Origin of the sequence: Rhodococcus sp. Z13, assembly GCF_025837095.1 — a bacterium.
Taxonomy (GTDB): Bacteria; Actinomycetota; Actinomycetes; order Mycobacteriales; family Mycobacteriaceae; genus Rhodococcus; species Rhodococcus sacchari.
Map to the genome: position 1 here is coordinate 828554 of NZ_CP107551.1, position 17937 is coordinate 846490.

16 protein-coding genes are annotated in these 17937 nt (G+C 70.0%); 6 read left to right on the forward strand and 10 right to left on the reverse strand.

Annotation, left to right across the window (positions count from 1 at the left end):
- The first annotated feature begins 77 nt into the window (after positions 1–77).
- Complete coding sequence (locus OED52_RS03935; RefSeq protein WP_264153382.1) at positions 78–1148, forward strand: YihY/virulence factor BrkB family protein; 1071 nt, start codon at positions 78–80, stop codon at positions 1146–1148.
- A 69-nt stretch (positions 1149–1217) separates the two neighbouring features.
- Here the strand turns inward: OED52_RS03935 and OED52_RS03940 are convergent, their stop codons facing one another.
- The 10 genes from OED52_RS03940 to OED52_RS03985 all read right to left on the reverse strand — a co-directional run bounded on the left by OED52_RS03940 (position 1218) and on the right by OED52_RS03985 (position 12170).
- The gene (locus OED52_RS03940; RefSeq protein ID WP_264153383.1) at positions 1218–3110 is read right to left on the reverse strand and encodes a propionyl-CoA synthetase; all 1893 of its coding nucleotides are present in this window, start codon (positions 3108–3110) and stop codon (positions 1218–1220) included.
- Positions 3111–3252: 142 nt separating this feature from the next.
- A complete protein-coding gene (locus OED52_RS03945; protein ID WP_264153384.1) occupies positions 3253–4764 on the reverse strand; it encodes an acetyl-CoA carboxylase carboxyltransferase subunit alpha/beta in 1512 nt (503 codons plus the stop codon).
- A gap of 169 nt (positions 4765–4933) precedes the next feature.
- Positions 4934–6127, reverse strand: coding sequence for an ABC transporter permease (locus OED52_RS03950; RefSeq protein ID WP_264153385.1), 1194 nt, complete (start codon positions 6125–6127; stop codon positions 4934–4936).
- The gene (locus tag OED52_RS03955) at positions 6124–7014 is read right to left on the reverse strand and encodes an ABC transporter ATP-binding protein (RefSeq protein WP_264153386.1); all 891 of its coding nucleotides are present in this window, start codon (positions 7012–7014) and stop codon (positions 6124–6126) included. Before OED52_RS03955 ends, OED52_RS03950 begins: the two co-directional genes overlap by 4 nt.
- A gap of 1 nt (position 7015) precedes the next feature.
- The gene (locus OED52_RS03960) at positions 7016–7546 is read right to left on the reverse strand and encodes a hypothetical protein (protein WP_264153387.1); all 531 of its coding nucleotides are present in this window, start codon (positions 7544–7546) and stop codon (positions 7016–7018) included.
- A gap of 1 nt (position 7547) precedes the next feature.
- Positions 7548–7820, reverse strand: coding sequence for a helix-turn-helix transcriptional regulator (locus tag OED52_RS03965; protein WP_264153388.1), 273 nt, complete (start codon positions 7818–7820; stop codon positions 7548–7550).
- 69 nt (positions 7821–7889) lie between these two features.
- Positions 7890–8273 carry an RNA-binding S4 domain-containing protein gene (locus OED52_RS03970; protein WP_264153389.1) on the reverse strand — a complete coding sequence of 128 codons (384 nt, stop codon included), beginning with the start codon at positions 8271–8273 and terminating at the stop codon, positions 7890–7892.
- Positions 8274–9911, reverse strand: a complete 1638-nt coding sequence (locus tag OED52_RS03975; RefSeq protein WP_264153390.1) for an ABC-F family ATP-binding cassette domain-containing protein — start codon at positions 9909–9911, stop codon at positions 8274–8276. It lies immediately after the preceding gene.
- Positions 9912–9969: 58 nt separating this feature from the next.
- Positions 9970–11046 (reverse strand): S1C family serine protease, encoded by a 1077-nt coding sequence (locus OED52_RS03980; protein ID WP_264153391.1) that lies wholly within the window; start codon positions 11044–11046, stop codon positions 9970–9972.
- Entirely contained in the window at positions 11043–12170 is a 1128-nt protein-coding gene (locus OED52_RS03985) for an NAD(P)/FAD-dependent oxidoreductase (RefSeq protein ID WP_264153392.1), read from the reverse strand. Before OED52_RS03985 ends, OED52_RS03980 begins: the two co-directional genes overlap by 4 nt.
- 97 nt (positions 12171–12267) lie before the next feature.
- On the opposite strand from OED52_RS03985, the gene OED52_RS03990 reads away from it, so the two are divergent.
- From OED52_RS03990 to OED52_RS04010, 5 genes are all read left to right on the forward strand, one after another.
- The gene (locus OED52_RS03990; RefSeq protein ID WP_264153393.1) at positions 12268–13158 is read left to right on the forward strand and encodes an SPFH domain-containing protein; all 891 of its coding nucleotides are present in this window, start codon (positions 12268–12270) and stop codon (positions 13156–13158) included.
- Between the two features lie 15 nt (positions 13159–13173).
- Entirely contained in the window at positions 13174–13383 is a 210-nt protein-coding gene (locus OED52_RS03995; protein ID WP_264153394.1) for a type II toxin-antitoxin system antitoxin, read from the forward strand.
- Positions 13384–13560: 177 nt separating this feature from the next.
- Complete coding sequence (locus tag OED52_RS04000; protein WP_264153395.1) at positions 13561–14292, forward strand: enoyl-CoA hydratase; 732 nt, start codon at positions 13561–13563, stop codon at positions 14290–14292.
- The gene (locus OED52_RS04005; protein WP_264153396.1) at positions 14289–15407 is read left to right on the forward strand and encodes an MBL fold metallo-hydrolase; all 1119 of its coding nucleotides are present in this window, start codon (positions 14289–14291) and stop codon (positions 15405–15407) included. Before OED52_RS04000 ends, OED52_RS04005 begins: the two co-directional genes overlap by 4 nt.
- A gap of 52 nt (positions 15408–15459) precedes the next feature.
- Positions 15460–17937 carry a cation-translocating P-type ATPase gene (locus OED52_RS04010; protein WP_264153397.1) on the forward strand — a complete coding sequence of 826 codons (2478 nt, stop codon included), beginning with the start codon at positions 15460–15462 and terminating at the stop codon, positions 17935–17937.

Sequence of the window (17937 nt, forward strand, 5' to 3'; positions counted from 1 at the left end):
GCGCTCGCGGAGGCGGGTTCGGGGCCGTCCTCCGCGGTGGGTTTGGTGGAGGCGCGAGGGCGGGTATCCGCCGCGGTATGGATGCCGAGCACAGAGGTGACGCCTCGTCCGGGGCCACCGTGGCCCCGGACGATCCCCGTAAGCCCGATTCGCCCACGGACCTGACGAAATTGTCGTGGAAGTACGTGCTGCGACGCACGATTCGCGAGTTCGGGCACGACCAGTGCACGGATCTCGCCGCCGCGCTCACCTACTACGCGGTGCTGTCGCTGTTCCCGGCGCTGCTCGTCGTGGTCTCCCTGCTCGGGGTGTTCGGGCAGGGGCAGGCCACCGTCGACACCGTGCTCGGCATGGTCGAGGATCTCGGTCCGTCGTCGGCGGTGGACACCCTGCGCGGTCCGATCGAACAGCTGGTGGCGGCACCCACCGCCGGACTCGCCCTGCTCATCGGTGTCGTCGGTGCCCTGTGGTCGGCGTCCGGCTACGTCGGGGCGTTCGGACGGGCCATGAACCGGATCTACGAGATCGAGGAGGGCCGGCCCGTCTGGAAGCTGCGGCCGCTGATGCTGCTCGTGACGGCACTGGCGCTCGTCGCCGCGGGTGCCACCGCGCTGATGCTGGTGGTGAGCGGCCCGCTCGCCCGCACCATCGGCGACGTCATCGGACTCGGCGACACCGCCGTGACCACGTGGAACATCGTCAAATGGCCGGTCATGCTGCTGCTCGTCATCGTGATCGTCGCGGTGCTGTACTACGCGACGCCCAATGTCGCGCAGCCGAAGTTCCGGTGGGTGAGCCTCGGTTCGCTCATCGCGATCGTCGTGTGGATCCTCGCGTCGGTCGGATTCGCCTTCTACGTCTCGAACTTCGGCAGCTACAACAAGACCTACGGTTCCCTCGCCGGTGCCGTGATCTTCCTGTTGTGGCTGTGGATCACGAACCTGGCGCTGCTGTTCGGCGCCGAATTCGACGCCGAGATGGAACGCGGCCGCCAGCTGCAGGCCGGGATGTCGGCGGAGGAGACCCTGCAACTGCCCGAACGGGATTCACGGGTGATCGAGAAGAACGCCGCCAAGTACGAGGAACTCGTCGAACACGGCCGTCGCCTGCGCGAGGCGCACAGTACCGGCACCGAAGACGGCCGCTGACAACAGAAGTGGACGGTCGCACAGGCCGGATACCTGTGCGGCCGTCCACTCCGTGTGCGAAGGGGCGGATCAGCCCTGCAGCTGCTCGCGCAGCGCCTCGAGGACGGCCGGGTCCTCGATGGTCGACGGCACGGTGAACTGCTCGTGGTCGGCGATCTGCCGCATCGTCTTGCGGAGGATCTTGCCCGACCGGGTCTTCGGGAGCGCCTGCACGACCGTCACATCGCGGAAGGTCGCGACCGCGCCGATCTGCTCGCGGACCATCGCGACGAGCTCCCGACGCAGTGTCTCGTGGTCGATCTCCACACCCGACTTGAGCACCACGTATCCCGACGGGCGCTGACCCTTCAGCTCGTCGCGGATACCCACCACGGCGCACTCGGCGACGGCCGGATGCGAGGCGACCACGGCCTCCATGCTGCCGGTGGAGAGCCGGTGCCCGGCCACGTTGATGACGTCGTCGGAGCGGCCCAGGACGAAGACGTAACCGTCCTCGTCGACGAAGCCGGAGTCACCGGTGAGGTAGTACCCGGGGAAGGTGTCGAGATAGGAGCGGCGGAAGCGCTCTTCGTCCCGCCACAGACCGGCGAGCGTGCCGGGCGGAAGCGGGAGACCGATGACGATGTTGCCTTCGGTGTTCGGCTCGACCGGCTTGCCCTCGCCGTCGACGATCTCCACCCGGTAGCCCGGCACGGGGACGGTGGGGGAGCCGGCCTTGAGCGGCATCGGGTCCAGGCCGCGCAGGTTCGCAGCGATCGCCCAGCCGGTCTCGGTCTGCCACCAGTGGTCGACGACCGGGCGCTCGAGCACCTTCGTCGCCCACTCGTAGGTGTCGGGGTCGAGGCGCTCACCCGCAGCGAAGAGGGTCTCCAGCGTGTCGATCGAGTACTTCTTCAGCTCGTCGGCGTTCGGATCGGCCTTGCGCACGGCGCGGATCGCGGTGGGCGCGGTGAACAGCGCCTTGACGCCGTTCTCCGAGATGATCCGCCAGAACGCACCGGCGTCCGGGGTGCCGACGGGCTTGCCCTCGTACATCACGGTGGTCGCACCCACGAGCAGCGGGGCGTAGACGATGTAGGAGTGGCCGACGACCCAGCCGACGTCCGAGGCCGTCCACCACACGTCGCCGGGCCCGATGTCGTAGATGGCGCTCATCGACCAGGTCAGCGCCACGGCGTGACCGCCGTTGTCGCGCACGACGCCCTTCGGCTTCCCGGTGGTGCCGGAGGTGTAGAGGATGTAGAGCGGGTCGGTGGCCGCGACCGTCACCGGCTCGGCCGGAGTGGTGTCGGCAGCCAGCTCGTCCCAGTCGAACCACGCCGCGGAGGACGTCTTGTAGTCCGCTGCCGAACCGGGGATCTGCTCGCGGTTCTTGACGATCACGGTGTGCGGCGGAGTCTGCGACAACCCGATCGCCTGCTCGACCATCGGCAGGTACTCGATGATGCGGCCGGGCTCCATGCCGCCGGAGGCGGTGACGAGGACCACGGGGGTCGCGTCGTCGATGCGGGTGGCGAGCTCCTTGGCGGCGAACCCACCGAACACCACCGAGTGCACGGCGCCGATACGGGCGCACGCGAGCATCGCGATGGCGGCCTCGGGGATCATCGGCATGTAGACGACCACGCGGTCGCCGGCGGTGACGCCCTGGTCGCGCAGGACACCGGCGAAGGTCGCGACCTCGTCGAGCAGCTCCGCGTAGGTGTAGGTGCGCTTGGCCGGGACCATCGCCGAATCCCAGATCAGGGCCGGGCGGTCGCCGTGGCCGGCGCGCACGTGCCGGTCGAGGGCGTTGACGCTCGTGTTGAGGGTGCCGTCGGGGAACCAGCGGTAAGCCGGTGCCGCCGAGTCGTCGAGAGCCCGGGTCGGGGCGTTCTCCCACTCGACCGCCTGGGCGGCCTCGAGCCAGAACCCTTCCGGGTCCTCCACGCTCCGGCGGAACGCCTCCTCGTACGAGCTCATCGCTTTCCTGTCCTTCCTCGCCTACAACTGTGGCCGCGAACACCCTATGTGACCGATCACCAGGACGAGTGCGATCTGCGCCGGACGGACGGAAATACGCGACGAATGGTGGATCGTCGGGTGCCGCGGCCGTTCCTGCCGCTCATTCCCGTAGGTCCGGAACCCCGAGCCGGCGGTACCGCTCGAGGCGCCTGCGGTACCGCAGGTCGTCGGGTTCGTCGGCCAGTGCGACGAGTTCCCGCGCCACCGCCGCGCCGACCCGCTTGACGAACCCCACCGGCTCCGCTGCGGCGTCGGGCAGCTCCGGGACCACCGCGTCGACGATGCCGTCGCGCAGCAGGTCGCGGGAGCGGATGCCCTGGTCCTCGGCCATGCGCGGGGCGTGGGTGGTGTCGCGGTGCACGATTGCGCTGGCGCCCTCGGGCGGCAGGGGCGCAAGCCAGCCGTGCTGTGCGCACAGCACCCGGTCGGCGGGCAGCAGCGCCAGCGCCCCACCGCCGGTACCCTGCCCGAGCAGCACCGACACCGTCGGGGTCGGCAGGGTCACGAGGTCGGCGAGGCACCGGGCGATCTCCGGGGCGAGACCGCGTTCCTCGGCCTCCTTCGACAGGGCCGCGCCGAGGGTGTCGATGACGAGCACGAGCGGCAGCCGCAGTTCGTCGGCCAGGCGCATGGCGCGACGGGCCTCGCGCAGCGCGCCGGGCCCCATCGTCTGCTCGGGCGACTGGCCGGACCGGTCCTGCCCGAACATCACACACGACACCCCGCGGAAGCGGGCGAGGGACAGCATCACGGTGCGGTCCGACTCTCCCTGCCCCGTTCCCGACAGCGGCACCTGCGCCGACGCCGCGTGCCGCAGCAGCTGCCGGATACCCGGCCGTTCACGGCGGCGGCTGAGCATCACCGACTGCCAGGCGGGGATGTCGGGCACGTCCGCGGGATCGGTGACCGCGGGGCTCGTGCTGATGTCGGGGCGGTTCGGTTCGACGAGCACCCGCAGCAGCCGGTGCACCACCTGCCGCACGCCCTCGAGGGGGATGATCCCGTCGATCACACCGTTGCGGTAGAGGTTCTCGGCGGTCTGGACGCCCTCGGGGAACGGCTCGTTGTACAGGGCCCGGTAGACGCGCGGGCCGAGGAACCCGACGAGCGCGCCGGGTTCGGCGGCGGTGACGTGCCCGAGCGAACCCCACGACGCGAACACCCCGCCCGTCGTCGGGTTGCGCAGGTACACGAGATAACCGAGGTGTGCGGCCTTGTGGGCGGCGACCGCCGCGGCGATCTTGACCATCTGCACGAAGGCGAGCGTGCCCTCCTGCATGCGGGTGCCCCCGGAGGTGGGGGAGGCGAGCAGCGGCAGTCCCTCGGCGGTCGCGCGTTCGACGGCGGTGACGATCCGTTCGGCGGCGGCCACCCCGATCGACCCTGCGAGGAAGGAGAATTCGCACACGATCAGGGCGATGCGCCGGCCGTGCACGGTGCCGACGCCGGTGAGGACGGACTCGTCGACCCCGGACTTCTCGGCGGCCCGCTGCAGGTCGGCGCGATAGCTCTCCCCGGCGCCGACGTCGATGGGCGGGACGTCCCAGGAGACGAAGCTGCCCGGGTCGAGCACGTTGTCGATGAACTCCTGCGCCGAAATCTTCCCGGCCACGTTGCCTCCACCTGTTCTCGTCGTTCGAGGTCAACCTATACCGGCACGAAGAAGGGGGAGGATGTGTGTGCTCCGCGGCGGCAGGAGCGCACACATCCTCCCCCTCGATCGGGCCGCTCAGCGGCCGAGTTGCCGGGGGCCGCTCAGCGGCCGAGCTGCCGGGGGCCGCTCAGCGGCCGAGCGCTTCCTTCCAGGTGACCGTGCGGCCGATTCGCAGGATCGACCGCTGGTAGATGCGCGCGGCGACCACGCTGAGCACTGCGATCGCGACGAGCATGAGCACGATGGTCACGAGGATCTGCATCGGGGTCGCGACCCCGGCAGCGATGCGCAGCGGCATGAGGATCGCCGAGAACGGCGGGATCCAGCTGAGCGTCGTGCTCCAGCCCGACTCGGGATCGTCGATCGACGAGAACGCCGCGAAGAACATCACGAGGATGACCATCATGAGCGGGCCGGAGGTGGAGTTGACGTCCTCCTGGCGCGAAACCATCGATCCCGCAGCGGCGTAGAGCACCGCGAAGAACGTGAAGCCCAGGATGAACCAGCCGAGGGTGCCGGCGAGGACCCCGAGGGCGGTGCCGGTGATCGTCAGGGTGCCGGTGGCCAGCGACGCCCCGACCCCGACGACGCCGTAGGCGGCGAGCTGCACCAGGCCGACGGCACCGATGCCGAGGATCTTGCCCCACAGCAGCTGCAGTGGACGCAGGGTGGACAGCAGCAGTTCGACCACCCGCGAGGACTTCTCCTCGACGACACCCATCGCCACGTAGGTGCCGAAGAGCAGGATCTGCATGTACAGCAGGGCCACCGCGGCGATCGACAGCACCATGCGCTGACCCTGCTCCGGGTCGGGCGGGTCGACGGCTTCGACCACGACCGTGGCGGAGGAGACCTCGCCGGCGATCTCGGCCGGATCGATCCCGCGCGCGGTCAGCGCCTCGGTCTGGGCCTGCTGCACCACCGCGGCGTCGAGGAGCGCTTTCACGTCGGTGTCGATGTCGGACTCGGTGACGGCGGTGACGGTGTTCCCGGAGCCGGGGACCAGCGCGACGTCGAGTTCGCCCGCGGCGACGCGGTCGCGGCCGGTGTCGGCGTCGGGCAGTTCGGAGATCTCGAGCGGTGTGTCGACGGCCTCCCCGAGGGATTCGAGGGTGGCGCTCAGTGCCGGGGCGCCGACCACACCGATGGTGGGCCGCTCCTCGTCGCCGCCGGAGAGCACGGACGCGACCACGATACCGACGACGATCGCGATCAGCACGATCGCGTTGCTGATCAGGAAGCTCTTCTTCTGGACCTGCGTGACGAATTCGCGGCGGGCGACGAGCGCGATCGCGCGGGTATCGCTCATCGGGGCGCTCATGCGGCCACCACCTCTCGGAACAGTTCGGTCAGGGACGGTTGCCGCAGCGAGAACTCGTGCACCGGGCCGGTTTCCAGCGCGGCCTTCAGGATCTGCTGGTCGTCGGTGCCGGGAGCGAGGGTGAGCACGGTACGGTCGCCGTCGTACTCGACGTGGGTGACCCCGGGCAGACCGTGCGCCCACCCGGCGGGTGCCTGCGGGGCGTGGACGACGAGGGTCGCGTCGCCCCCGGAGCGCAGTTCGTCGACGGTGCCCACCGCCCGCATGCGGCCGGCGGAGATGATGCCGACCCGGTCGCAGAGACGTTGCACGAGATCGAGCTGGTGGCTCGAGAAGATAACCGGCACACCGTCGTTCGCCTTCTGGAGCAGAACCTCGCTCATGACGTCGACGGCGACGGGGTCGAGGCCGGAGAACGGTTCGTCGAGGACGAGGACCTTCGGGTCGTGCACGAGCGCCGCGGCCAGCTGGACGCGCTGCTGGTTGCCGAGCGAGAGGGAGTCGACGGTGTCACCGACCCGTTCGGCGATACCCAGGCGCTCCGTCCACCGTTCCACCGCGTCGTGGGCCTCGGACTTCGAAAGTCCGTGCAGTCGAGCAAGGTAGGTCAGCTGCTTGCCGACCTTCATCTTCGGGTAGAGACCGCGTTCCTCGGGCATGTACCCGATCGTGCGGCGCACGTCGAGATCGACGGGGCGACCGTCGATCCGCACCTCACCGGCATCGGCGGCGAGCACCCCGAGCACGATGCGCATCGTGGTGGTCTTCCCGGCACCGTTGCTGCCGACGAAACCGAACAGTTCGCCGGGACGGACCTCGAAGTTCACCCCGTCGAGGGCGGTCTTGTCGCCGTAGCGTTTGGACAGATTGTCGATGGTGAGGGTCAAGTCACTCCTCGGGGTCGTCGTCGGGTCGGGTCCAGGCGAGCAGAACGGCGGGCAGGCAGCCGCTGAACAGCAGTGCGGCGAGTGCGAATCCGCCCATCGAGTACGCGAGCGCGCGATGGTCGAGGGAGTCGAGCGTGGCGCCGAAGATCAGGGCGAAGACGGGGATCAGCAGCAGCGTCTGGGCCACCGACATCCCGATCGAGCGTGCGCTGTTCCGTTCGGCGATCTCGCGTTCGTCGAGGGCGTGGCGCGGGGCGTCGGACTGGCGGCCGGTGACGATCTGCAGGCACGTCCAGGTGGGCAGGAAGATCAGCGTGACCGGAAGCCAGGCGATCACCGCCCATTTCGTGAAGTACGACGCGATCGCCACGACGAACATCGCGGCGAGGAGGGTGATCACGCTGCCGGCGAGGATGCGGCGACGATGCTGTGTGCGCCAGCCGGGCAGCCAGCGGGAGGAGAGCTTCTCGTTCTCGAGGAACCGGCGGGTGCGGTAGGCCTCGTAGCGGTCGATCAACGAGGAGGTGGACACGTCAGGCCTCCTTCCGGGGTCTGTAGAGCTCGGTCGACAGCGGCGTGAACTCGGTGCGCGAGAAGACGGCCTCGACCGGCAGCCCGAACACGTCGCAGATGCGGAACGCGAGGTCCAGGCTGGGGTAGTGGTCGCCGCGTTCCAGTGCACCGACGGTCTGCGGGTTCACCCCGATGAGCTCGGCCAGCTGTGCGCGACTCATGCCGCGTTCCGTGCGGAGGACGCGGATGCGGTTGTAGATGGGAAGGGTTTCCCCACGGCGAACCGGACTCATGAACAAATTGTTGTAAAAACCCAACGATTTGTCAATGGAAGGGAACGGAGAGCCGGTTGCCGGGAACGGTCAGCTCGGATCGAAACCGCGCAGCCGATCCATCTCCCGCCGTTCCTTCTTCGTCGGACGACCCGCACCGCGGTCGCGGCGCGGCACCGCCGCGAGAACCTCCTTCGGCGGCGGGGGCGGGCTGTGGTCGACGTAGGCGGTCGCCGCGATCGGCGCACCGACCCGCTTGTTCACGAGCTGGGTGACCTCGACGATCTTCTCGATGCCGTGGGGACCGTGCGCCCGGATCCGCACCTCGGCGCCGATGGTCACCGGCGTCGACGGCTTCGCGGTCACTCCGTCGACGCGCACGTGCCCGGCGCGGCACGCACTCGCCGCCGCCGAACGGGTCTTGAACAACCGCACCGACCACGTCCAGCTGTCCACACGGACGCTTCCACCCATCTACAGCAACTCCTCACTCAGTCGCCCGTTCTCGACCGTCCACCGACGCGTACTGCGTGTGGTCTCCAGCATGCGACGGTCGTGCGTGATGAGCAGCAGCGTGCCGTCGAAGCTGTCGACGGCACGCTCGAGCTGCTCGATCGCCGGCAGATCCAGATGGTTGGTCGGCTCGTCCAGCACCAGCAGGTTCACTCCGCGCGCCTGCAGCAACGCCAGCCCGGCGCGGGTGCGCTCACCCGGGGACAGGGACGACGCCGGCCGCAGCACGTGATGACCCTTGAGCGCGAACTTCGCCAGCAGGGTCCGCACGTCCGCGTCCGGCCAGTCGGGCACGTTCCGCCCGAACGCCTCCACCAAAGGTTCGTCGCCCTCGAAGAGACCCCGGGCCTGGTCGATCTCCCCGACGAGCACCCCGGAACCCAGCGACGCCCGTCCCGAGTCCGGTGCGATCCGGCCGAGCAGCACCCGCAGCAGCGTCGTCTTCCCGGCGCCGTTCGGTCCGGTCACGACGATGCGGTCGCCCCACTCCACCTGCGTGGTGACCGGCCCGAGCGTGAATTTCCCCCGGCGCACGACCGCCTCGTCGAGCGTCGCGACGACGGTGCCGCTGCGCGGTGCGGCCGCGATCGACATCCGCAGCTCCCACTCCTTGCGGGGCTCCTCGACGACATCGAGACGTTCGATGCGCCGCTGCATCTGACGGATCTTCGCCGCCTGCTTCTCGGTGGCCTCGGCGCGGTGCTTACGCCCGATCTTGTCGTTGTCCTTGGACTTGCGCCGCGCGTTGCGGACACCGTGCTCGAGCCAGTTGCGTTGCGTGCGAGCACGTTCCTCGAGATCCGCCTTGATGTCGGCGAACTCCTCGTAGCGTTCGCGGGCGTGCCGGCGCGCCACCTCCCGCTCGACCAGATACGCCTCGTACCCGCCGTCGTACACCGAGATCTGCTGCTGCACCGGATCGAGTTCGACGATGCCGGTGACGGTGCGGGCCAGGAATTCGCGGTCGTGGCTGACGATCACCAGCGGCGTCCGCGTCTCCTCGACGAACCGCTCGAGACGTTCGAGCCCGGCGAGGTCGAGGTCGTTGGTGGGCTCGTCGAGCAGCAGCACGTCGTAGCGGGACAGCAGCAGTGCGGCGAGTCCGGCGCGGGCGGCCTGCCCACCCGACAGGGCGGTCGTCTCCGCGTCCAGTCCGGTGTCGAGGCCGAGTTCCTCGACCACCTTCTCGGCGCGCTCGGCGAGGTCGGCGCCGCCGAGCGCGAGCCACCGCTCGAGGGCAGGGGTGTAGTCGTCGACCTCCGACTCGCCGAGCCGCTCGGCGGCGGCGTTCATGGTCTGCTCGGCCTCGGCGACGCCCGTGCGCCGCGCGAGGAAACCGAGGATCGTCTCGCCGGGCACGCGCTCCGGTTCCTGGGCGAGATAGCCGATCGTCGCGTCCGGCGGGCTGAGCGTCACCGACCCGGTGACGTCGGCGTCACCGACTCCTGCCAGCGTCGTGAGCAACGTCGACTTGCCGGCTCCGTTCGCCCCCACCAGGCCGATCACGTCCCCGGCGGCGACGGTCAGGTCCAGCCCGTCGAACAGGACGCGTTCGCCCCGGGAGGCGGACAGATGGTCGATACGAAGTGTTGCGCTCACGGATCCGAGTATCCCGGTCGTGGCGGACCGGCCGTCCGCCACGGGTCGGTATCGACGCTCAGCGGGCCGGGCCGTCGTCGAGAACGACCGAGGTGGAATGCTTCTCGCCCGCCTCCGTGACCCACTCGATCGCCACGGCGTCTCCCGGCCGGTGGCGCATCAGCAGCTCCTCCAGGTCCGCGATCGAGGTGACCGGTTGCCCGTCGAAGGTCACCACCACGTCGCCGATGTCGAGTCCGGCGCGGTAGGCGGGACTGCCGTAGGACACCCACAGGATCTCTGCGCCCGGGTCGCGGCCGTTCCCGCGCGAGGTCACCACGCTCGCACCGAGCCGCGGGGTGGGGCCGACGTGTACCGACCCGCCGCTCACCCCGGACCGCACCTGCTCGACCACGGCCATCGCCTCGGTGATCGGCACCGCGTACGACTCGGGGGTGCTGTCGACCGGGGTGGCGTCCTCACGGTGGACGGCACCGGCGGTGTTGATCCCGACGACGACGCCGTACTCGTCGACCAGCGGTCCACCCGAGTCGCCCGGCCGGATCGGGGCGTCCGTCTGCACCATCCCCGTGAGACGGTGGCGGGAGCCGTCCGTGGCGTCGCGCACCACGACGTTGCGGTCGAAGGCGACGATGCTGCCCGGGGTCGCGACGACCACCCCACCGCCCTGCGAGTTGCCGAACGCGGTGACCCGCGTGCCCACCGGGGGCAGTTCGTCGGCGATCGGCGCGACCGGCAGATCGTTCGCCGCGCCGAGATGCAGAACGGCGAGGTCGCGGGTGCTGTCGTAGCCGAGGACCTCGACGTCGTGGATCAGCCCGGTCGCGACGCTGACCGCGGTGATCTCGGTGGCGCCGCTGACCACGTGATGGTTGGTCAGGACCGTGCCGTCGGAGGTGAGCACGATCCCGGTGCCGGTGACCCCGGTCCAGCCGGAGGACGCGTCGATCGTCACCACGACGGGCAGGGTGTGCGCGGCGAGTTCCTCCGCAGTCAACGGTGGGGGTGGGGGAGGTGCCTCCGGAGCGGGCGGAGGTGGGGGCAGTGCGACGTCGACCGTGGCCGGGGCGGACACGAGCAGACCGGCGGCCGCGGTCACCACGACCAGCAGAACCGATCCGGCACGTCGCCTCACCGCGTCGCACCCTCCTCGCGCAGATGGTCGAGAAGTTCGCGCGCGGCGGCACGGCCGGCACGGTTGGCGCCGATGGTGGACGACGACGGCCCGTAACCGACGAGGTGGATCCGCGGATCCTTCCCGACCTGTGTGGCGAGACGGCCGGTCATCGTGATGCCGCCCCCGGGATTACGCAGGTTCAGCGGAGCGAGATGGTCGAGGGAACTGCGAAAACCGGTGCACCACAGGATGACGTCGACATCGAGGGTGGTGCCGTCGGCCCACCGCACGCCGGTCTCGGTGATCTCCGAGAACATCGGGTGCCGGTCGAGGACGCCGCGTTCCCGGGCGGCGCGCAGGGCCGGGGTCAGGGGAAGCCCGGTGACGGACACGACCGAGCCCGGCGGCAGTCCGCGCCGCACCCGGTCCTCGACGCGGGCGACGGCGGAGTGACCCAGCTCCGCAGTGAAAGGCTCGTTGCTCCAACGTGGTTCGGACCTCGTCACCCAGGTGGTCTCGGTGACGCGGGAGATCTCGTCGAGCAGCTGCACCGCCGAGATGCCACCGCCGACGACGAGGACGTGCTGCCCGGCGAACTCGTCGGCCGTGCGGTAGTCCTTGGTGTGCAACTGCCGTCCGGTGAACCGCGCGACGCCCGGATACCACGGCACGAAGGGGCGTTCCCAGGTTCCGGTGGCGTTGATGATCCCGCGCGCGGCGTAGACCGCCGTGTCGGTCTCCACCCGCAGGTGGTCGCCGCGGTCGCACACCACCCGGACGGTCGCCGGGCGGTGCACGGGCAGCTCGAACCGTTTCTCGTAGGCGGCGTAGTACTCGGGTACCGCGGAGGCGGCGGGCACCTGCCCGGCGGAGGTGTCCACCACCTCGGCGAAGGCGAGGCCCGGCAGGTCGTGCACGCCGTTGACGGTGCTCAGCGTCAGGGAGGGCCAGCGGTGCTGCCAGGCGCCGCCGGGCCCGAACGACCGGTCGAGGACGACGAATCCGGTCTCGCGGGCGACTCCGAAGCGGGTGAGGAAATAGGCGGCGGACAGTCCGGCCTGCCCCCCGCCGATGACGACGACGTCCACGGGTGTTCCGTCGATCCGTGACACGAGCCTCCCTCTCGCTCCGATGCCTCTCATGATGCCGTGAGCCGGGTGGATGTGCCGCGGAAACGTGGTCGCGGGCCGTAAAATGTGATATCACTTTAATATCGCTTTGATTGCTGGAGGGAAGAACATGGATGCCGTGAAGTCCCCTGTCACCTCGGAACGCCCCGGGCCGTCGGCGAACGGCTGGGCCGTCCTCGTCGCCGGTCTCCTCGTCGAAGCAGCCGGGATCGGGCTGATCGCCTGGGGCGCACTGTCCGTGAACGTCCCGCTGATCGTCGCGGGGGCCGTCGCCGTCGTCCTCGCCGGCGTCGCGCTCATCGGCCTCGTGCTGGTCGAACCCAACGAGGCCCGCGTGCTGCAGCTGCTCGGCAGCTCCTACACCGGCACGCTGCGCGAACCCGGCCTGCGCTGGATGAACCCCCTCAACACCCGCCGCAAGGTCTCCACGCGCATCCGCAACCACGAGACCGGCAAGGCCAAGGTCAACGACGCCGACGGCAACCCCATCGAGATCTCCGCGGTGATCGTGTGGCAGGTCGAGGACACCGCCCGCGCGGTCTTCGACGTCGACGACTTCGAGGAGTTCGTGGAGGTCCAGGCCGAGGCCGCGGTCCGTCACATCGCCGGCGCATACCCCTACGACGGTGCCCCGGAGGTGATGTCGCTGCGGCAGAACGCCGACGAGATCACCACCAAGCTCACCGCCGAGGTCCAGGACCGCGTGCAGTCCGCCGGCATCCGTGTCATCGAGACCCGCATCAACCAGCTCGCCTACGCCCCCGAGATCGCCCAGGCGATGCTGCGCCGCCAGCAGGCCGGCGCCGTCATCGCCGCCCGCGAACAGATCGTCCAGGGCGCCGTCTCGATGGTCGGCACCGCGCTCGAACGCCTCGAGGCCGAGCACACCATCGAACTCGACGAGGAACGCAAGGCCGCGATGGTCTCCAACCTGCTCGTCGTACTCTGCGGGGACCAGAGTGCCCAGCCGGTCCTCAACACGGGATCGCTCTACCAGTAGCAGGGATCATGCGGCATGCCCGAACGTAAGAAGGTGCTGCTGCGCCTCGACCCGGCGGTCCACGATGCGCTCGCGCGGTGGGCCGCCGACGAGTTGCGCAGCACCAACGCGCAGATCGAGTTCCTGCTCCGGCGCGCCCTCACCGACGCCGGCAGGATGCCCCGCGACGCCGCGCGCATGCGGAAGCCGGGCCGGCCACCCAAGGACGCCGGCGGCGAGGAGTGAACTTCACCGTCGTGGCTCCACCGAAATCGGAACCTCGGTGTTCTCGACCCCGGATACCGAAGTCGAGAACACCGAACTTCGGAGATGGGGTCGTGCCCTTCTCCGAGCCGGTCCGCAGTGTGCACCCCCGGCCTGATGGAATGATGCGGGGGGCGGCACGAAAGGATGGGACGACACATGATCGGGTACAGCCGCGACGGACACGTGGTGACCGTGGAGCTGCAGCGCGAGGAACGCAGGAACGCGCTGAGCACACAGATGTGCGTGGGGATCCGCGAGTCCGTCGAGCAGGCCGTGGAGGACGGCGCCCGCGCCGTGGTGCTCACCGGGCGCGGCACGAGTTTCTGCGCCGGCGCGGACCTGAGCGGCGACGTCTACGCCGAAGGGTTCACCGACAGCCTCGCCGAGATGCTGCGGACCATCGAGAACGCCCCGATCCCCGTGATCGCCGCGGTCAACGGCCCCGCGATCGGCGCCGGCACCCAGCTCGCCCTCGCCTCGGACCTGCGTGTCGTCGCGCCCGGCGCCCGCTTCGGGGTTCCCGCTGCCCGCCTGGGCATCTCGGTGGACCGGTGGACGGTGCGACGGCTCGCCTCGCTCGTCGGCGGTGGCCCCGCCCGCGCGGTCTTCCTGGCCGCCGAACCGATCCACGCCGAGGAGGCGTTCGCCCGCGGGCTGGCCAACCGGATCGGTGAACTCGCCGACGCGCAGGCCTGGGCCCACGAGATCGCGCAGCTGGCACCGCTGAGTCTGCGTGCGATGAAAATGTTCCTCAACGACGACGGCACCCGCGACGAGAGCACCCCGGAACAGACCGCCGCGCTCGCCGCCGCCTGGCTCAGCGAGGACGCCCAGGAGGCCCGGCGCGCCCGCGCCGAACGCCGCGACCCGGTCTTCCAGGGACGATGAACCTCCGGTCCGCGGTGTCGACCGCGCTCGCCGGAGCGGGCGCGGTGTGGTTCGCGCGGGCCGTCCAGGGGCTACCAGGCTCCCTCGGGGCCTCGGTGTCCGACATCCGGCCCTACGCCGCCGGCTCCCCGCGCTACCGCGACGGCCGCTTCCACAACACCGATCCGGTGTCGGTGCTCGGCCCCGAGGCGGCCGGTGGCTTCGCCAAGGACCTGCTCACCCGCGGGGGTCGCGGCAGGCCGCGCACCGAGGTGCCGCTCGCGCCCTGTCTCGCGCCGGTCGAGGCGGGCACCCTCGCCGTGACGTGGTTCGGGCACTCCAGTGCCCTCGTCGAGGTCGACGGCCACCGGGTGCTGTGCGACCCGGTGTGGAGCGAGCGGGTCTCGCCGTCGCCCACGATCGGGCCGGCGCGGCTGTATCCCGTGCCGGTCGAACTGCAGGCGCTGCCCGCACTCGACGCCGTGGTGATCTCCCACGACCATTACGACCACCTCGACCGCTTCACCGTCGAGACCCTCGCGATCCTGCAGCCCACGGCCCGGTTCGTGGTGCCGCTCGGGGTGGGCGCGCACCTGCGGCGCTGGAAACTCCCCGAGGACCGGATCGTCGAACTCGACTGGGATCAGCACGTCGAGGTGAGCGGGCTGCGCATCACCTGCACCGAGGCCCGGCACTTCTCCGGCCGCGGCCTGCAGCGCAACATCACGCTGTGGTCGTCGTGGGTGCTCGCCGGACCCACGCACCGGGTGTTCTTCGGCGGCGACAGCGGCTACACCCCGCGCTTCGCCGACCTCGGCGAGAAGTACGGCCCGTTCGACCTGACGCTGCTGCCGGTCGGCGCCTACGACGCGCGGTGGCCCGACGTGCACATGAACCCCGAGGAGGCGGTGCGCACGCATCTGGACCTCGGTGGCGTCGACCGGCGCGACGCCCTGCTCGTCCCCGTGCACTGGGGCACCTTCGACCTGGCATTCCACGGCTGGTCGGAACCGATCGCCCGGCTGCTGCCCGCCGCCCAGGAATCGGAGGTCCCCACCACCGTCCCGAAGCCGGGGCAGCGGATCGACGCGTCGCGGCCCGTGACGGTCGAACCGTGGTGGCTCTCGTCGAGCTGAGGGACGTGCCGCATCGACCCCATTCCCGTTCGGTGCCCTAACCTGGTTGTTCATGGCAGCAGATGAGCCCGCAGCGTTGGCGGGGACGGGCGAGACGGATCTCGCCGAACCCGACCGCCCCACCTCCGGCCTGACCACCGAACAGGTCGCCGAGCGTGTGGCCCGGGGTCGGACCAACGACGTCCCCGATCGGGCGTCCCGTTCGGTCAAGGACATCGTCCGGGCGAACGTCTTCACCCGCATCAACGCGATCCTCGGTGTGCTGCTGATCATCGTGCTGGCCACCGGCTCGATCATCGACGGCATGTTCGGCCTGCTGATCATCGCGAACAGCGGAATCGGCATCATCCAGGAGATCCGCGCCAAGCGCACCCTGGACAAACTCGCCATCGTCAGCCAGACCAGACCGGTCGTGCGACGCGACGGGGTCGCCGCACCCGTCGCCCCCCGCGAGGTGGTGCTCGACGACATCATCGAACTCGGCCCCGGCGACCAGCTCGTCGTCGACGGGGAGGTCGTGGAGTCGCAGGGCCTCGAACTCGACGAGTCGCTGCTCACCGGTGAGTCCGACGCCATCCACAAGGATCCCGGTTCGCACGTGATGTCGGGCAGCTTCGTCGCCTCCGGCAGCGGCGCCTACCGCGCCACCAAGGTCGGTCGCGACGCCTACGCGGCGCGGCTCGCGGAGGAAGCCAGCAAGTTCACGCTCGTGAAGTCCGAGCTGAACTCCGGCATCAACCAGATCCTCCGGTTCATCACCTACCTGATGATCCCGGCGGGTCTGCTCATCATCTTCAACCAGCTCTTCTCCAGCGGCGAGTCGCTCGGCCCCGCCCTGAGCGGCATGGTCGCGGCGCTCGTGCCGATGGTGCCCGAGGGCCTGGTGCTCATGACCTCGATCGCCTTCGCGGTCGGTGTCATCCGGCTGGGCCGCCGCCAGTGCCTCGTGCAGGAACTGCCCGCCATCGAGGGTCTGGCCCGCGTCGACGTGGTGTGCGCCGACAAGACCGGCACCCTCACCGAGAACGGCATGCGCCTGTCGGACCTCGAGGCGATCGACGGTGCCGATACCGACGAGGCCCGCGCCGCCCTGGCCTCCCTCGCCTCCGACGACCCGCGGCCCAACGCGAGTGTGCTCGCGATCGCCGAGGCGTTCCCGACCGCACCCGGCTGGGGTGAGCCGACGGCGGTGGCGCCGTTCTCGTCGGCGAAGAAGTGGAGCGGCCTGTCCTACGGGTCGCACGGCAACTGGCTGCTCGGCGCCCCCGACGTGCTGCTCGACCCCGCCTCGGAAGCGGCGCGGCGCGCCGAGGAGCTCGGCTCGAGCGGCCTGCGGGTGCTGCTGCTGGCCCGCAGCGACCGGCCCGTCGACGACGCGAACGCCCCCGGTACCGTCACGCCGGTCGCGCTCGTCGTCCTCGAACAGCGGGTGCGTCCCGATGCCAAGCCGACTCTCGAGTACTTCGCCGGCCAGAAGGTCGACGTCAAGGTCATCTCCGGGGACAACGCGGTCGCGGTCGGCGCGGTCGCGTCGTCCCTCGACCTGCCCGGCAGCGACAACCCCGTCGACGCGCGGACACTGCCCGAGGAGCAGGAGGCGCTCGCCGACATCGTCGAGTCGTCGACGACCTTCGGCCGGGTGCGTCCCGACCAGAAGCGCGCGATGGTCGGCGCACTGCAGTCGCGCGGGCACACCGTGGCGATGACCGGCGACGGCGTCAACGACGTGCTCGCCCTCAAGGACTCCGATATCGGCGTCGCGATGGGGTCGGGCAGTCCCGCCACCCGCGCGGTGGCGCAGATCGTGCTGTTGGACAACAAGTTCGCGACCCTGCCGTACGTGGTGGCCGAGGGCCGCCGGGTGATCGGCAACATCGAACGCGTCTCGAACCTGTTCCTCACCAAGACGGTCTACTCGGTGCTGCTCGCCTTCCTGGTGGGCATGTCGGGTGTGCTGTCGGAGGTCTTCGACTTCGAACCGCTTCCGTATCCGTTCCTACCGCGGCACGTGACGATCGCCGCGTGGTTCACCATCGGCATCCCGGCGTTCCTGCTGTCGCTGGCCCCGAACAACGAGCGGGCCCGCAGCGGCTTCGTCTCCCGTGTGATGCGCCTGGCGATCCCGTCCGGAATCATCGTCGGTGTGGCGACCTTCGTCTGCTACGTGCTCGTCTACGGCGGCCCGGAGCAGACCGAGCAGCAGAAGATCCAGGCCGGCACCTCGGCGCTCATCACGCTGCTCATCATCGCGGTGTGGGTGCTCGCGGTGGTGGCACGTCCGTACCAGTGGTGGAAGGTGCTGCTGATCGCCGGATCGGTGCTCGGCTACGTGATCCTGTTCTCGGTGCCGTTCACCCGCGAGTTCTTCGCGCTCGACCCCTCGAACATCGCCTACACGACCATCGCGGTCACCTGCGCCGCGGTCGGTGTGTTCCTCGTCGAGGCCGGATGGTGGATCTCCGGGCGCATCCACGGTGAGCCACGCCGCTTGTTCGCCATGCCGGACGACCTGCTCCCCGGCGTACACTGA